Here is a 14,240-nt window from a genome sequence, read left to right as displayed (position 1 = left end):
CATTGAGAGGTTTTAAATATTTTTTAAATACTTTTTTACAAAAAGGATAAAATGAGCTATAATGTTAGGAAAGAAAAGGTTTTTTAGGAGGGCAAAAATGGCTACATTTTTAACGGTAATTTTATTTATACTTGCTATCTCTTTAATTGTTTTAGTAATTATTCAACCTGACAGAAGTAAGGGTATGAGTGGTGGAATCGGAACTGGTGCTACCAATAGTATTTTTGGTGTACACGATGATGGTGGACCCCTAGCTAAAGCTACTGAATTTGTAGCAGCTGGATTTTTAATAGTAGCATTATTACTATATCTAGTAAGCTAAAGACAGGAGGCTGATCTGTAAAGGATTAGCCTCTTTAATTGTGTATGGGATAAAAAATTATGATATAGAAATTGAATAATTTAAAGGTATAATTATTCATGATTAAATGCAATAAGTGATTGCTTTAATATTGTACAGATAATGAAATTTGTGATATAATGGAGATCGAAATGAATACACTTTTTCAAAAAAATTATGATGGGATCAGACCCCTGGCATACTCTATGCGTCCTGAAACTTTAGATGAGTATATAGGACAGGAAAAAATCATAGGCAGAGGCAGTGTTTTAAGAAAATTAATAGAAAAGGGAAAGATGATCAACTCTATATTTTTCGGTCCTCCTGGGACAGGAAAAACATCTTTAGGTGTGTTGATCTCAAATGAATTGGACTATAGTTTTGAAAAACTAAACGCGACCACTGCTAATTTAAATGATTTTAGACAGGTCATAGACAGGGCCAACAGAAGGCTGGAATTGGAAAATAAGAGAACTCTTCTGTTTTTAGATGAGATTCATAGATTTAATAAGTTACAGCAGGATGCACTCCTACCTCATACAGAGGACGGACTCATAGTTCTTATAGGAGCGACTACAGAAAATCCATACTATGTCCTTAATAATGCACTCCTTTCGAGATCCATGATCTTTGAATTCGAGAAGTTGAATAGGGATGAGATATTAAAACTCATAGATAATGCGCTGACTTATAAAGGTATAAAATTGGATTCTGAGATAAAACTTTATATTGAGGAGCTGTCTGCCGGAGACGGAAGGGTAGCTTTAAACTATTTGGAATTGATCTCAGAAGTAGGAGAAAGTATGAGTTTGGAGGAAGTGGAAAACCTTCTTCAAAAGAGAAAAGCCGGTTATCATAAAAAAGAAGATAAATATAACACCATCTCGGCCTTTATTAAAAGTATCAGAGGATCGGATCCGGATGCTGCAGTTTATTGGCTGGCCAAGATGTTAGATGGGGGAGAAGACCCCAGATATATTGCCAGAAGATTATTGATCAGTGCATCGGAAGATGTGGGACTGGCTAATCCAGAAGGACTCACTATGGCAAATGCTGCTATCATGGCATGTGAAAAAATAGGAATGCCCGAGGTAAGAATTATATTGTCACAGGTGACTATCTACCTGGCTATATCTTCTAAATCATCCAGTTCATATGAGGCTATCAATTCGGCTATGATGGATATAAAAAATGGGGTTATAGAGGAAGTACCGACACACCTGACAGATCTGGGTAAAAAAGATTATAAATATCCCCACGGATATGATGGGAACTTCGTATATCAGGAGTATAAAAAAAATAATAAAGTTTATTACCTTCCGCAAAACAATAAGAATGAAAGATTGATTTTAGAAAAATTAAATAAGTTGTGGAAGACTAAATATAGTAGATAAAATAATTAAATATATGCCAAACGAGGCAAAAGAGGAGACACAGTGAACATAAAGAATATAGCTATTATAGCTCATGTAGACCACGGTAAGACAACATTAGTAGATGCAATGTTAAGACAATCAGGAGTATTCGGAGACAGAGAAGAACTTGTTGAAAGAGCGATGGACTCAAACGATATAGAAAAAGAGAGAGGAATCACAATCTTATCTAAGAATGCATCCCTTGATTTTGGAGGATACAAGATAAATATAGTAGATACTCCAGGCCATGCTGACTTTGGTGGAGAAGTACAAAGAATATTAAAGATGGTAGACTCAGTATTATTATTAGTAGACGCATTTGAAGGTGTAATGCCTCAAACTAAATACGTATTAAAGCAAGCGTTAGAGCATGGATTAAATCCAATTGTTGTAGTAAACAAGATCGACAGACCAAACTCTACTCCTGAAGAAGTAGTAGACCTAGTATTCGATCTATTTGTTGAATTAGGAGCAAACGATCACCAATTAGAATTCCCGGTACTATTTGCTTCTGCAAAAAATGGATTCGCTAAGTATGAAATTGCTGATGAAGATTTAAACATGCAACCGTTATTTGAAACAATAGTTAAGCATGTAAAAGATCCTGAAGGAGATCCTGAAGCTCCATTACAAATGTTAGTGACTAACATAGCTCCAGATAATTACTTAGGAAAATTAGCAACTGGAAGAATCCATAACGGTGTTTTAAAGAAAAACCAGGAAGTAACTTTAATCAAAAGAGACGGAGAAATGGTAAACTTCAAGGTCACTAGAATATTTGGTGCTGAAGGAATGAATAGAATAGAGTTAGATACAGCAGTATGTGGAGATATCGTTACAGTTGCCGGAACAGAGAAGTTTGATATCGGTGAGACAGTAGCAGATAGAACTAACCCAATGGCATTACCGTTGATCGATATAGATGAACCTACATTAGCAATGACATTTATGGTAAGTACTTCTCCATTCGTTGGAAGAGAAGGAAAATTTGTAACTTCTAGAAACATCTTAGACAGATTAATGAAGGAAGTAGAACATAATGTAAGTATGGTAGTAGAAAAAACTGAATCTGCTGATGCATTCACAGTAAAAGGTAGAGGAGAACTTCAATTATCTATATTAATAGAAAATATGAGAAGAGAAGGATTTGAATTACAGGTAGCTAAACCTCAAGTTATCATGAGAGATATCGATGGTGTTAAGTGTGAACCTATCGAATTAGCAATAATTGACGTTGCAGATGAATTCACTGGTGTAGTAATCGAGAAGATAGGGATCAGAAAAGGTGAAATGATCAACATGGTTCAAGGAACTGACGGATATACAAGATTAGAATTCAAAGTACCTGCAAGAGGACTTATCGGATTCAGAAATGAATTTTTGACTGAAACTAGAGGAACAGGAATATTAAACCATTCATTCTTCGACTATGAGCCATATAAAGGTGAAGTACCAACTAGACAAAGAGGAGTATTAATCTCTATTGAAAAAGGTACAACTACTGCATATTCATTAGGAAATGTACAATCTAGAGGAACTTTATTTGCTAACCCTGGATTAGAAGTATATGAGGGAATGATCATAGGTGAACATTCTAGAGAAAATGACCTTACAGTTAACGTAACTAGAGGAAAGCAGCTTACAAATATGAGAGCTTCTGGAACAGATGCAGTTACAAAATTAGCTCCAGGTAGAGAGTTTACATTAGAGCAAGCATTAGAATATATTGCTGACGATGAGTTAGTAGAGATCACACCTGAAAGTATCAGAATGAGAAAGAAATTCTTAACAGAGGGTGACAGAAAGAGAGCAGCTAGAGGAACAGTTAGATAGATAACTTTAAATAGATGTGATTAAAAATCACATCTATTTTTTTTATATAAAATAATGTACAATTAAAGGGAGAGTTAAAAGTTTTTAATGCTATTATATAATTTATGAAAAAAAAGTTTAGTTTTGCAAAACTTTAAGTTTTAGTTATGTGTTAGTAAGTTTTTAATTAGCGATACAAGAAGAAAATTCTAAGGGTTCCGCCCTTAACTGGGTTCATTTCTCAGCTTGATCTGAGAAACAGAACCAAAGAGGATCAAGAAGATTTATAATTGTCTTAGTTGAGTAATACACAATCGTCATTGTAGAAACAGAGAGCTGGAGCTTAACGACTATAAACTTCATTTAAAACCAAGAAAAAGAGATTCTCTTAGTGAACTCTTTAGTTTATTCTTAGTGATCTTCGTGTAAGGACTTTAGATTTTAAATTTGTGTAATTCGTGACAAAATAGTTTCAAGATAAAAAAATCTAAGATGATTTAAATTATTTATATAGGAGGTTTTATGAAAAAAATATTGATAACTATAATACTGGGAACACTCCTATTGTCCTGCAGTGGTCTGCAGAAAGAAAAAACTATAGAGGTGGATAAGATAGAGATACCATATTCCATGGTAGAACAGAGTATAGATCTGGATGATGCCATGAGTTTAAGATTATTTTTTGAGAATGGATTTGATCCTAACTATATAAGTAAAGATGGGGAAACTCTCCTGATGAAGATAGTAAAAAATAACAGTTTGAAAAGTCTGAAGGAGATCATCTCCTATGGGGTAGATTTAGAGACAGAAACCCCTCTTAAAAAAAGGAAAAATACAACGTCCTACCAAGCTACCAAAAGAGCTGTAGACTTTGTAAAAACTAAAAAATCTCTGGATATTCTGGTAGAGGCAGGGATAGATATAAATTATGTAGATAATTTAGGGGAGCCTCTGATTATAAAGTTTATTAAGGAAAAACATAACAGCTATGTGGAAAAATTGATCTCAGAGGGAGCTGATCTAAATATAGCAGACAGAGATCGTTGGACTCCATTGATGTGGGCAGTTGTGAGAAAAAATAAAGAGGTAGTAAAACTCCTTATAGAAAATAAAGCTGATATAAATCTAACAGATGACAGGAGAAATTCAGCTGTATACTATGCATATGATGAGGATATTATTAAAATGTTTCTGAGTAAAGATCTGAATCTATACTATAAAAATAAAGATGGAGAAAATGTATTGGGGGAGGTATACCTTCGAAGTATATCTAACTCATATTACCATGCAGTAGAAGATATAATAAAAGCAGGCGGAGATAAAAATTATTCCTCCTACGGGGATACACCTATGGGGATCGCCCGGGAAAATAAAGATGAAAAGATGATAGAATTATTGTTAAAGATGGGAGTGAAAGAAGATGAAAAATACTAAAAGAATAAAGGTAGGAGATATCTATATAGGCGGAAGTGAAGATGTAATTATCCAGTCTATGACAAATACAAATACAACAGATGTAGAAAGAACAGTGGCTCAGATAAAGAAGCTGGAAGATCTGGGATGTCAGTTGGTAAGGGTGACTGTAAACAATAAGGCAGCAGCAGAAGCTATAAAGGAGATAAAAAAACAAATTAATATTCCCCTGGTGGCAGATATTCATTTTGATTATAAATTAGCGTTGCTGGCAATAGAAAATGGGATAGATAAACTTCGTATAAATCCGGGAAATATAGGATCCGATGAGAGGGTAAAAGAGGTCGTGGAAAAAGCCAAAGAATATAATATCCCCATCAGGATAGGAGTGAACGGGGGATCACTGGAAAAAGAGATCTTAAAAAAATATGGGAAAGTAACACCTGAAGCCCTGGTTGAGAGTGGGATGTATCATATAAATCTATTGGAAAAATATGGGTTTGAAAATATAATAATCTCTTTAAAGGCAAGTAATGTAAAGATAATGAGAAAAGCCTATCAAATAATAGCTGATAAGATAGATTACCCGTTACACCTGGGAGTGACTGAGGCAGGAACTTATTTTCAGGGGAGTATAAAATCAGCCATAGGAATAGGAAGTCTTTTAATAGACGGGATAGGAGATACTATCCGAGTATCATTGACAGAAGATCCCACAGAGGAGATAGGTGTAGCCAAAGAGATATTAAAAGTATTGGGGATAGGAGAAGCAGGAACAGAGATCATCTCATGCCCTACCTGTGGGAGAACAGAGATTGATTTGATAGGATTGACTAAGAAAGTAGAGGAAAAGTTTTCTGACTACGGGAAACAGGTTAAGATAGCTGTCATGGGATGTGTGGTAAATGGTCCCGGAGAAGCACGGGAAGCTGACTACGGTGTAGCCGGCGGAAATGGTGTAGGAGTCTTGTTTAAAAAGGGGAAAGTAATAAAAACAGTTAAAGAGGATGAAATTTTGGAGGAGCTGCAGAAGTTAATAGAGGAGGATGAGGAGAACTAAGACTCTTCCTTCTTATGATATTTTCGATGATCATTGAAATTAAGCTTAAAGGATTGGACACGGAGGTCACGAAGAAAAATAAATAGAGCGAGAGATCTAGATGAAAAATAAAGAATTTGAAAAACTATCTTATAAAGTGATTGGATTAGCTATTAAAGTTCATAAAGAATTGGGACCAAGGTTATTAGAATCTACTTATGAAAGGTGTTTATGTTATGAATTAGAAAAAATTGATGTATATATTTAATTTTTTTATTGGGTTCATATTTAAAAGTTAGTTTTTAATGTCTTTCTGGAGGTAATAGGAGGGGAATATGAAAAAAATTATATTTATAATGGCAATATTACTACTTATGATGGCATGCAGTTCTACAGAAAAAAAGAAGATGAAAGAGGGAAAGATATTAAAAAACCAAGATTTTGAAGGAGCTGTAAAGATAAGGTTTGAAGGGAGAGCTGAGAGGATCTTTTTAAGTGGTGATATAGCTAGCTTAGGCCATGAATATTATCTGACACCAGGGGAGTATTCAGTGAGTTGGAATCCTAGAAGTTATATAAGTATTGGTGTCAGTGTAGGAGGGCCGAGTAAAAGAAATGATAATGATGTAGACCAGCGGTCCAATGAAAAGATCAAAATAGAAAAAGATTCTATTGTTAAGTTAAACGGGAACAGTGCTGAAATAATAGAGATAGGAGGAGAGTTATGAAAAAAACAGCTTTATTTTTATTGTGGTCTATAAATTTATTTGCATACAGGGTTGAAAATACAAAGGATAGAGAAATTATAATATATCCTAATAAGGTAATTGTCAATGAATCTTTGGAGTTAAAAGATGATGGAGATAAAGACAGAATAACCTATGAAGGAGTTTCTAAAAATATAGATATCAGTTCTATTAATTTGATAGGAGGAGATCTCAAAGGGGTGGAATTAGAAAAAAATCCAGATTCCAGCTCCATATTAAAATCTTATCTGGGGAAGATTATTCAGGCTGAAAAAGACGGGAAGATCTATGAGCTGGTACTCCTTGATTACGGAAAAAATATAGTCGGAAAAGACATAAAGACAGGGGAGATCTATATCTTAAATAATCCGGATCTCAAATTGAGTAATGCCCATATAAAAACTGAGAATAAGCTGGTAATGGATGTAGAAAAATTGGAGAAAAAAATAAATTTGTCCTATATAACGGGAGGATTAAATCTAAATATCTTCCATAGATTGGATATAGATGAGATGAACCTGGAAACATGGGGAAAGGTCTATAACAATATGGGGGAAGATTTAAAGGATACAGAGGTAAAAATTATATCTGAACTTTCAACACCAAGGGCCTATATGATGAAATCTGCAATGGCAGATAGTATCTCCATAAATGAATCTAACGATAGAATAGAATATAAGTTAAAAGACAAACTTGACCTCAAAAAAAATAGTGAAAAAAATATAAAATTAGAGACGAAAAAAATAAGTTTAGCCGAAAAATATGTATATTGGACTAGAGAATATTCTAAAAATCCAACTAGGGTAGTGGAGGTAAAAAACATAGGAGAGACAACCATTCCCATGGGGAGGATATATGTATGGAACAATAAAAAATATATAGGAGATTCAAATGTGGGATTTATTCCCAGCGGAGAAAATTATGATCTGAAATTAAATAAAAGTTTTAATGTTGTGGTAGAGAAAAAAATAAAAAACAGTTACTCTTTGGGAAATAACCTGATAAAAAAAGAGATTGAGATTGAAATAAAAAATACCGGTGAGGACAAAATAAATTTGGAAATAAATTACGATCAGCTGCCAGAAGTCTGGACTAAACTAAGATCTCAGGAAAAATATGAAAAAATATCCAATAGAATAATTAGATTTAAATTAGATATTGATAAAAATAGTAAGAAAAAAATTATTTTTTCTTATATTGAGGAGAAAAAATAAACTTTTTATGAGTTTGTTGCGTCAAAGTAGTATAGGAGAATGAAATTATGAATTTTGATGAGATATTTGAGACGTATTTTAGTAGGATCTACAATAAAATACTGGGAATGGTGAAAAACAAGGAAGACGCAGAGGATATAGCCCAAGATGTATTTTTAACTGTCTATAAAAATTTGAAAAAATTTAGAAATGAGAGTGGAGTCTACACATGGGTATATCGGATAGCTATCAATAAAACCTATGATTTTTTTAGGAGAAAGAAGGAGACATTTGAACTAAATGAAGAGGTACTGAGTGTAGAGGACAATGAAGATGTAACTACAAAGATAGTGTTAGAGGAAAAGCTGCAATTAATATCTGAAAGGGAGAGGGAGATAATACTCATGAAAGATATATACGGTTATAAACTTAGGGAGATAGGTAAGATAAAAGATATGAAACTCTCAACAGTAAAATCGGTCTACTATAAAGGCTTGAAGGAGATGGGGGGATTATAATGGATGATTTTAGAGAAAAAACAAATGTAGAGATGAAGGCAAGGATAAAAGTCAATATATATAAGACTTTATTGGAGGAAGAGAAACACAAAAATAAAAGAAATAGTGCTATTGGGCTTTCGTTATTTATTGTAGGAATAGTATCTACTTCAGCACTGTATCAAATAAGAGATATCAGTCAGCCGCAAAATGTCAGAGCAAGTCAAGGCCTTGTAAAAACAGTAAGCAATAGAAATGATCTGCCTAAATATTTAGAGGGGAAAAATGCAGTAGAGATGAATCTTTTTGATGATAGTTTATTGAAAGGGAAAAAACTGTCAAATGTTAAAGAGGAAGATTTTTTTGTAAGCGATTTTAAAATGTAGGGAGGAAATTTTGATGAGAAGATATATAATACTGGGGTTGATGCTACTAGGATCGATATTCTCCTATTCAAGTATATCTATAAGTAATATGGAAAAGGAACTATCAACAATTGGAATAAGTGATGAAAATATAGAAAATGCAAAGAATATCTTGAATACAGCATTGAAAAAACATAGGATAATGCTTATTGAATTGGACCAGAAAGAGTTGGAAATAAATAAATTATTGATAGACGATCCGGAAAAGAATTGGTTTAAAATCAACCAGCTATTTGATGAGGTAGGCCAGATAAATGCAAATATGAAAAAGAACCAATTGAAAACTCAAATAGATGTGAGAAAATACATCTCTAAGGAGGACTATTTAAAGGCCAAGGACCTCTATATGGTTAATCGTGGAGCGGTAAAAAAGACAACTATAGATGTAGAAATAAACAAAAATTAAGTCATGGGAAACCATGACTTTTGTTTTGTTTTGAAAAAAAATATTGTATACTTTTATTAGAAAATAAATAGAAGATGGAGGACTAATATGGAATATTTAAAAGAAATAGATGAAGATGTATATGAAGCTATAAAAGAAGAAGAGAAAAGACAGGAAGATGGGATAGAGTTAATTGCATCAGAAAATTTAGTTTCCAAAGCTGTGATGGAAGCCAATGGAAGTGTGATGACCAATAAATATGCTGAAGGGTATTCTGGAAAAAGATATTATGGGGGCTGCGAATATATGGATGTAGTAGAAAAATTAGCTATAGCCAGAGCAGCTGAATTATTCGGGGTAAAATATGTAAATGTACAGCCCCATTCTGGGTCTCAGGCTAATATGGCTGTATACAAAGCTCTTATCGGTTTAGGAGATACAATATTAGGGATGAGACTAGATCACGGTGGTCATTTGACTCATGGTAAAAATGTAAATTTTTCAGGACAGGATTATAATGCTGTATTTTATAGTGTAGATAAAAAAACAGAGACGATAGATTATGATGAATTGAGACAGATTGCCCACGAAGCTAGACCTAAGTTGATCATAGCAGGTGCCAGTGCATATTCAAGAACAATAGATTTTAAAAAATTCAGGGAGATAGCCGATGAAGTAGGAGCATACCTTATGGTTGATATGGCTCATATAGCGGGATTGGTAGCTACAAATTTACATATAAGTCCTATTCCCTATGCCCATGTAACTACTACAACTACCCATAAAACTCTCAGAGGGCCCCGTGGAGGGATGATTATGACAAATGATGAGGAGATAGCTAAAAAGATAGATAAATCTATCTTCCCAGGGATTCAGGGAGGGCCATTGATGCATACTATAGCAGCAAAGGCTGTTTCTTTTAAAGAAGCATTGGGTGAAGACTTTATAACTTACCAAAGACAAGTGATAAAAAATGCCAAAACTTTAGCCAAGGCTTTGGAGGAAAAAGGATATAGGATAGTGAGTGGTGGAACGGACAACCATTTGATGCTGGTGGATCTGTCTCCTAAAAATATTACCGGGAAGGCAGCGGAAGAAGTACTGGGGATGGCAGGGATAACTGTAAATAAAAATGGGATTCCCTATGATTCGGAAAAACCATTTATAACCAGCGGAATAAGGGTGGGGACTCCGGCTATAACAACCCGTGGAATGAAGGAGTCGGAGATGAAAAAGATCGCTGATTATATAGATTATGCTCTGGAATCAATAGGGGATGAAAAAAGGTTAAAGGATCTAAAAGCAGAAGTAAAAACTTTATGTGAGAAATTTCCTATATATAAATAGATATTTATTCTCCTCCTCCCATTAAAAGGTGAGGGGGGAGAATCTGGGATTTGTCTGAAAAATAAAAAGAGGTGTAAAATGAAGGAACTATATAAGATACAAATAGATGAAGAGGGGTTATTTTTAGAGAGACCTAATAGGTTTATTGCCCATGTAAGATTAGATGATGGTTCGGAAGAGATTGTTCATGTCCATGATTCAGGGAGGATAAAGGAACTCCTCTATGAAGGAAATAGGGTAAAAATTAGACGGGCAGCTAACCCCAATAGAAAAACAAAGTGGGATCTCATCAGCGGGAGAGCCTCTGACGGGGAAGATATCCTTATCAATTCAAGTTTTCATAGATATATATCGGAAAATTTATTGAATGATTTTGAGATATCCCCCATAGGAAAGATAGATAAACTAAAGGCAGAAGTAAAATACGGTAAGTCCAGGCTGGATTACCTTTTAGAAAAAGACGGCAGGAAAATATGGGTAGAAGTAAAGGGAGTTTCCCTGGCAGAAGACAGGGTAGCAATGTTCCCAGATGCTCCCAGTGAGAGAGCTGTGAAACACCTGAAGGAGCTCATAGAACTAAAGGAATCAGGAGACAGAGCAGCAGTGATCTTGCTGGTCTTTAGAAGTTCGGATATTTTTAGACCCAGGTATGAGACAGATCCAAAATTCAATGAATATTTTTATAAAGCAATCTCTGCAGGGGTGGAAATATACCCTATACAACTATCTCTAGATAATGGTACTATAAATTATAGGGGAACACTAGAGATAATGGATAAAATTAAAAACTAATAGAAAGAAAAAATAAAAGATAAAAACTAGTCACAGATTACACAAAGCCAAATTAAAATTTGGAATAATATGAGGAATCAGTGATATAGAAAAAAGTTTTGAATTTAATTTTTTTTCTCTTTCCGTTATAAATTACAAATTTGTGCGTAGCACAGTGGAGGGATAAAAATGGCAAATTTTAAATTTGTGCAAAATAAAAAATGTGAGTATTTTCCATGTCATACAATAGCTGATGAGAGTAAATTTAACTGTTTATTCTGTTATTGTCCATTATATATGTTAGGAGAAGAGTGTGGAGGTAATTTTAAGTATACTCATGGGATAAAAGATTGTAGTAATTGTATAATCACACATATGAAGGATACTGGATATGACTTTGTTCAACAAAAGATGTTGACTGTAATCGATATAGTACAAAATGAATATTTGGAGAAGCATAAAGATGAGGAAAAAGTAAATATTAAGTAAAATTATAAATGTTAATTTGATATTTAAAAAACCCGCCTATTGTAGGCGGGTTTTTTTAGTGTCTTTTTATAACTTATAATTGGAATTAAAAATTATTTAAAAATTTATTGATCCTTTCATTTTTAGCAGAATTGAATATTTTGTCAGGTATATCGCAGCTGAGGACAGTTCCGCAATCCATAAAAACTACTCTGTCTGAAACCTGTTTTACGAACTCCATCTCATGGCTGACTATGATCATTGTTATTCCTGTGTTTTTGAGAGATTCAATAACTGTGAGGACTTCCTTTACCATCTCTGGATCCAGAGCAGATGTAGGCTCATCAAAGAGAAGTATTTTTGGATTTCTAGCAAGGACTCTGGCAATAGCCACCCTCTGCTGCTGTCCCCCGGAAAGAGCTGATGGATAATTGTTCATCCTGTCTTCCAGCCCGACCATAATTAAAAGTTCTTCTGCTTTTTTTACAGCCATTTCTTTTTTCATCTTATCTACAACTACGAGAGGTTCCATGACATTTTCTATAGCTGTTTTATGTGGGAAAAGGTTAAAGGATTGAAAGACCATTCCCATCTTCTTTAGGATTTCAAATCTCTCCTTTTTTTTAGGATTTCTACTGCTGCATATAAGAGGGTGGCTAAAAACTTCTAATGTCCCCGAATCTATTTCCTCTAAATCTATCAGACATCTGAGGAGGGTAGATTTCCCACTGCCTGATGGGCCGATAATAGACAGGATCTCTCCCTTATTGATATCCAATGATATGTTTTTTAAAATATTTAAGTTTCCAAAAGATTTATTGATATTTCTTATTTTTATTGACATGAGATCGCCATCCTTTTTTCTAATTTTTTGAAGATAAGCAGGATAAAAGTAGATAAAACAAGGTAGAAGATTCCACAGATGAAAAATGGAGTTATTGTAAAATCCCTTGTCACTAATTCCTTTGAATTTCTCAAGATCTCTGCTGTACCGATTATTGAGACTAAAGATGTATCTTTAATAAGAGCTATAGCCTCATTTGAAAGGGGAGGCAGTGCAGTCCTAAGAGCCTGGGGTAGGATTACCCTGATCAGTGTCTGTCCATAACCCATTCCCAATACCTTTGCTGCTTCATACTGGCCTCTGTTTATACCCTGAATACTTCCACGGAATATTTCACATAGATAGGCAGCATAATTGATGATAAAGGTGATACTGGCTGCACCAAGGGGGGATAACGTTATCCCCATTACCGGTAATCCATAGTACATAAAGAACAGCTGTAAAAGTAGTGGAGTACCCCTAAATATCCATGTATAGAAAGTTACAAACTTTTTTATTATTGAGATCTTAGAAAGTTCTCCCAGTGCTAGAAGTAGTCCTAATGGAACTGAAAAAAATACTGTTATGAAATAAAGTCTCAAAGTTATATCCAGTCCCTTTGCGATGTAGTAGATGCTATCAGTCATATCTAACCTCTCCTTCCAAACCATTTTTCATATATTTTTTTATAAGTTCCGTCTTTTTGCATCCCGTCTATGATCTTATCTATCTCGGCAATAAGGGTAGTATCTTCTTTTCTTATTCCTATACCTGTATACTCCACAGCTAAAGGTTCAGTTACAACTGAAAATATATCTTTATTTTCTTTTCTTTCTTTTTTAGCAATATAATATCTTCCAACCATGGAATCGATTATTACAGCCTGGGTTCTACCTGCTTCTAAATCCAGAAGAGCTTCTACATTGGAACCATATTTTTTAACTTCTTTTACACTTGGATATACTGTATTTTTTTCCAGAGCAAAGTAGGAAGAACTTCCCATCTGTAAACCAACTGTCTTTCCTGCAAGGTCTGCTATCTCTTTGATATCACTGCCGCTTTTAGTAACGATTATTTGTTCCCCGCTGAAATAAGATTTAGAAAAACCAATTTGTTTTTTTCTATCCTCTGTTATGGTCATCCCGTTCCAGACCATATCTATCTTTTTACTTCTAAGTTCGAAGATGATACCATCCCAGTCACAGGGTTTAAACTTGACCTCAACTCCCATTCTCTTGGCAGCTTCCTTGGCCAGGTCTATATCAAAACCTACAATATTCCCGTTTTCTCCTCTGAATCCCATAGGTGCAAAGGTATCGTCTAATCCCACAGTAAAATAACCATCTTTTTTTATTTTTGTTAAAGTATCTTTTTGTCCCATTGAAAATGCAAAAGATTGTACACCAGCTAATATTAAAATTAATGTTATAAATATTTTTTTCATAAATAAATCCTCCTTAAGTTTGTTTTGACTGTTATCATTTTATCTCCGGAAAATAAAAAAGCCATCTAGAATATCTAGATGGCTAAACAACAGTGTGAGTTTAACGTTTAAATCATCATAGA

The 14,240-nt window shown here is 34.1% G+C and carries 16 protein-coding genes and 1 pseudogene; 14 read left to right on the top strand and 3 right to left on the bottom strand.

Translation table 11 applies throughout. From position 1 onward, the window contains the following. Window positions 1-97 precede the first annotated feature (97 nt). The 14 genes and pseudogenes from secG (at window position 98) to NRK67_15610 (ending at window position 11,872) form a co-directional block, all read left to right on the top strand. Entirely contained in the window at window positions 98-322 is a 225-nt protein-coding gene (gene secG, locus NRK67_15675; GenBank protein ID UUV18708.1) for a preprotein translocase subunit SecG, read from the top strand. Window positions 323-492: 170 nt separating this feature from the next. After that, window positions 493-1,734 carry a replication-associated recombination protein A gene (locus NRK67_15670; protein UUV18707.1) on the top strand — a complete coding sequence of 414 codons (1,242 nt, stop codon included), beginning with the start codon at window positions 493-495 and terminating at the stop codon, window positions 1,732-1,734. Window positions 1,735-1,776: 42 nt separating this feature from the next. Continuing rightward, window positions 1,777-3,588, top strand: coding sequence for a translational GTPase TypA (gene typA / locus NRK67_15665; protein ID UUV18706.1), 1,812 nt, complete (start codon window positions 1,777-1,779; stop codon window positions 3,586-3,588). 501 nt (window positions 3,589-4,089) lie between these two features. Then, the gene (locus NRK67_15660) at window positions 4,090-5,001 is read left to right on the top strand and encodes an ankyrin repeat domain-containing protein (GenBank protein ID UUV18705.1); all 912 of its coding nucleotides are present in this window, start codon (window positions 4,090-4,092) and stop codon (window positions 4,999-5,001) included. Beyond that, entirely contained in the window at window positions 4,988-6,040 is a 1,053-nt protein-coding gene (ispG, locus tag NRK67_15655; GenBank protein UUV18704.1) for a flavodoxin-dependent (E)-4-hydroxy-3-methylbut-2-enyl-diphosphate synthase, read from the top strand. The genes NRK67_15660 and ispG overlap by 14 nt, the downstream gene beginning before the upstream one ends. Before the next feature lie 100 nt (window positions 6,041-6,140). Further along, window positions 6,141-6,269 (top strand): annotated as a pseudogene (locus tag NRK67_15650) (GxxExxY protein). Between the two features lie 85 nt (window positions 6,270-6,354). After that, complete coding sequence (locus tag NRK67_15645) at window positions 6,355-6,747, top strand: hypothetical protein (GenBank protein ID UUV18703.1); 393 nt, start codon at window positions 6,355-6,357, stop codon at window positions 6,745-6,747. Continuing rightward, entirely contained in the window at window positions 6,744-7,979 is a 1,236-nt protein-coding gene (locus NRK67_15640; protein ID UUV18702.1) for a hypothetical protein, read from the top strand. Before NRK67_15645 ends, NRK67_15640 begins: the two co-directional genes overlap by 4 nt. A gap of 47 nt (window positions 7,980-8,026) precedes the next feature. Next, window positions 8,027-8,476 carry an RNA polymerase sigma factor gene (locus NRK67_15635; GenBank protein ID UUV18701.1) on the top strand — a complete coding sequence of 150 codons (450 nt, stop codon included), beginning with the start codon at window positions 8,027-8,029 and terminating at the stop codon, window positions 8,474-8,476. Then, window positions 8,476-8,841 (top strand): hypothetical protein, encoded by a 366-nt coding sequence (locus NRK67_15630; protein ID UUV18700.1) that lies wholly within the window; start codon window positions 8,476-8,478, stop codon window positions 8,839-8,841. The genes NRK67_15635 and NRK67_15630 overlap by 1 nt, the downstream gene beginning before the upstream one ends. Window positions 8,842-8,854: 13 nt before the next feature. After that, window positions 8,855-9,286 carry a hypothetical protein gene (locus tag NRK67_15625; GenBank protein ID UUV18699.1) on the top strand — a complete coding sequence of 144 codons (432 nt, stop codon included), beginning with the start codon at window positions 8,855-8,857 and terminating at the stop codon, window positions 9,284-9,286. A gap of 87 nt (window positions 9,287-9,373) precedes the next feature. Beyond that, window positions 9,374-10,612 carry a serine hydroxymethyltransferase gene (locus NRK67_15620; GenBank protein ID UUV18698.1) on the top strand — a complete coding sequence of 413 codons (1,239 nt, stop codon included), beginning with the start codon at window positions 9,374-9,376 and terminating at the stop codon, window positions 10,610-10,612. A gap of 78 nt (window positions 10,613-10,690) precedes the next feature. After that, window positions 10,691-11,404, top strand: a complete 714-nt coding sequence (sfsA, locus tag NRK67_15615; protein UUV18697.1) for a DNA/RNA nuclease SfsA — start codon at window positions 10,691-10,693, stop codon at window positions 11,402-11,404. A gap of 168 nt (window positions 11,405-11,572) precedes the next feature. Beyond that, on the top strand, window positions 11,573-11,872 hold the full coding sequence (locus tag NRK67_15610) for a cysteine-rich small domain-containing protein (protein ID UUV18696.1): 300 nt from the start codon (window positions 11,573-11,575) through the stop codon (window positions 11,870-11,872). Between the two features lie 85 nt (window positions 11,873-11,957). Here the strand turns inward: NRK67_15610 and NRK67_15605 are convergent, their stop codons facing one another. From NRK67_15605 to NRK67_15595, 3 genes are read right to left on the bottom strand one after another with little or no spacing between them, the layout of a single operon-like run. After that, window positions 11,958-12,695, bottom strand: coding sequence for an amino acid ABC transporter ATP-binding protein (locus NRK67_15605; protein UUV18695.1), 738 nt, complete (start codon window positions 12,693-12,695; stop codon window positions 11,958-11,960). Then, window positions 12,686-13,321 (bottom strand): amino acid ABC transporter permease, encoded by a 636-nt coding sequence (locus NRK67_15600; GenBank protein UUV18694.1) that lies wholly within the window; start codon window positions 13,319-13,321, stop codon window positions 12,686-12,688. The genes NRK67_15605 and NRK67_15600 overlap by 10 nt, the downstream gene beginning before the upstream one ends. A 2-nt stretch (window positions 13,322-13,323) precedes the next feature. Next, entirely contained in the window at window positions 13,324-14,118 is a 795-nt protein-coding gene (locus NRK67_15595) for an amino acid ABC transporter substrate-binding protein (GenBank protein ID UUV18693.1), read from the bottom strand. Window positions 14,119-14,240 lie beyond the last annotated feature (122 nt).

Source organism: Fusobacteria bacterium ZRK30, assembly GCA_024628785.1.
GTDB lineage: Bacteria > Fusobacteriota > Fusobacteriia > Fusobacteriales > Fusobacteriaceae > Psychrilyobacter.
The sequence above is the reverse complement of the archived record's forward strand: the minus strand, read 5'-3'. Positions and strand labels throughout refer to the sequence as shown.

Bases quoted from the DNA above. Each gene is read 5' to 3' on its own strand.
- secG (UUV18708.1), top strand. From the start codon at position 98: ATGGCTACATTTTTAACGGTAATTTTATTTATACTTGCTATCTCTTTA.
- NRK67_15670 (UUV18707.1), top strand. From the start codon at position 493: ATGAATACACTTTTTCAAAAAAATTATGATGGGATCAGACCCCTGGCA.
- NRK67_15660 (UUV18705.1), top strand. From the start codon at position 4,090: ATGAAAAAAATATTGATAACTATAATACTGGGAACACTCCTATTGTCC.
- ispG (UUV18704.1), top strand. From the start codon at position 4,988: ATGAAAAATACTAAAAGAATAAAGGTAGGAGATATCTATATAGGCGGA.
- NRK67_15645 (UUV18703.1), top strand. From the start codon at position 6,355: ATGAAAAAAATTATATTTATAATGGCAATATTACTACTTATGATGGCA.
- NRK67_15640 (UUV18702.1), top strand. From the start codon at position 6,744: ATGAAAAAAACAGCTTTATTTTTATTGTGGTCTATAAATTTATTTGCA.
- NRK67_15635 (UUV18701.1), top strand. From the start codon at position 8,027: ATGAATTTTGATGAGATATTTGAGACGTATTTTAGTAGGATCTACAAT.
- NRK67_15630 (UUV18700.1), top strand. From the start codon at position 8,476: ATGGATGATTTTAGAGAAAAAACAAATGTAGAGATGAAGGCAAGGATA.
- NRK67_15625 (UUV18699.1), top strand. From the start codon at position 8,855: ATGAGAAGATATATAATACTGGGGTTGATGCTACTAGGATCGATATTC.
- NRK67_15620 (UUV18698.1), top strand. From the start codon at position 9,374: ATGGAATATTTAAAAGAAATAGATGAAGATGTATATGAAGCTATAAAA.
- sfsA (UUV18697.1), top strand. From the start codon at position 10,691: ATGAAGGAACTATATAAGATACAAATAGATGAAGAGGGGTTATTTTTA.
- NRK67_15610 (UUV18696.1), top strand. From the start codon at position 11,573: ATGGCAAATTTTAAATTTGTGCAAAATAAAAAATGTGAGTATTTTCCA.
- NRK67_15605 (UUV18695.1), bottom strand. From the start codon at position 12,695: ATGTCAATAAAAATAAGAAATATCAATAAATCTTTTGGAAACTTAAAT.
- NRK67_15600 (UUV18694.1), bottom strand. From the start codon at position 13,321: ATGACTGATAGCATCTACTACATCGCAAAGGGACTGGATATAACTTTG.
- NRK67_15595 (UUV18693.1), bottom strand. From the start codon at position 14,118: ATGAAAAAAATATTTATAACATTAATTTTAATATTAGCTGGTGTACAA.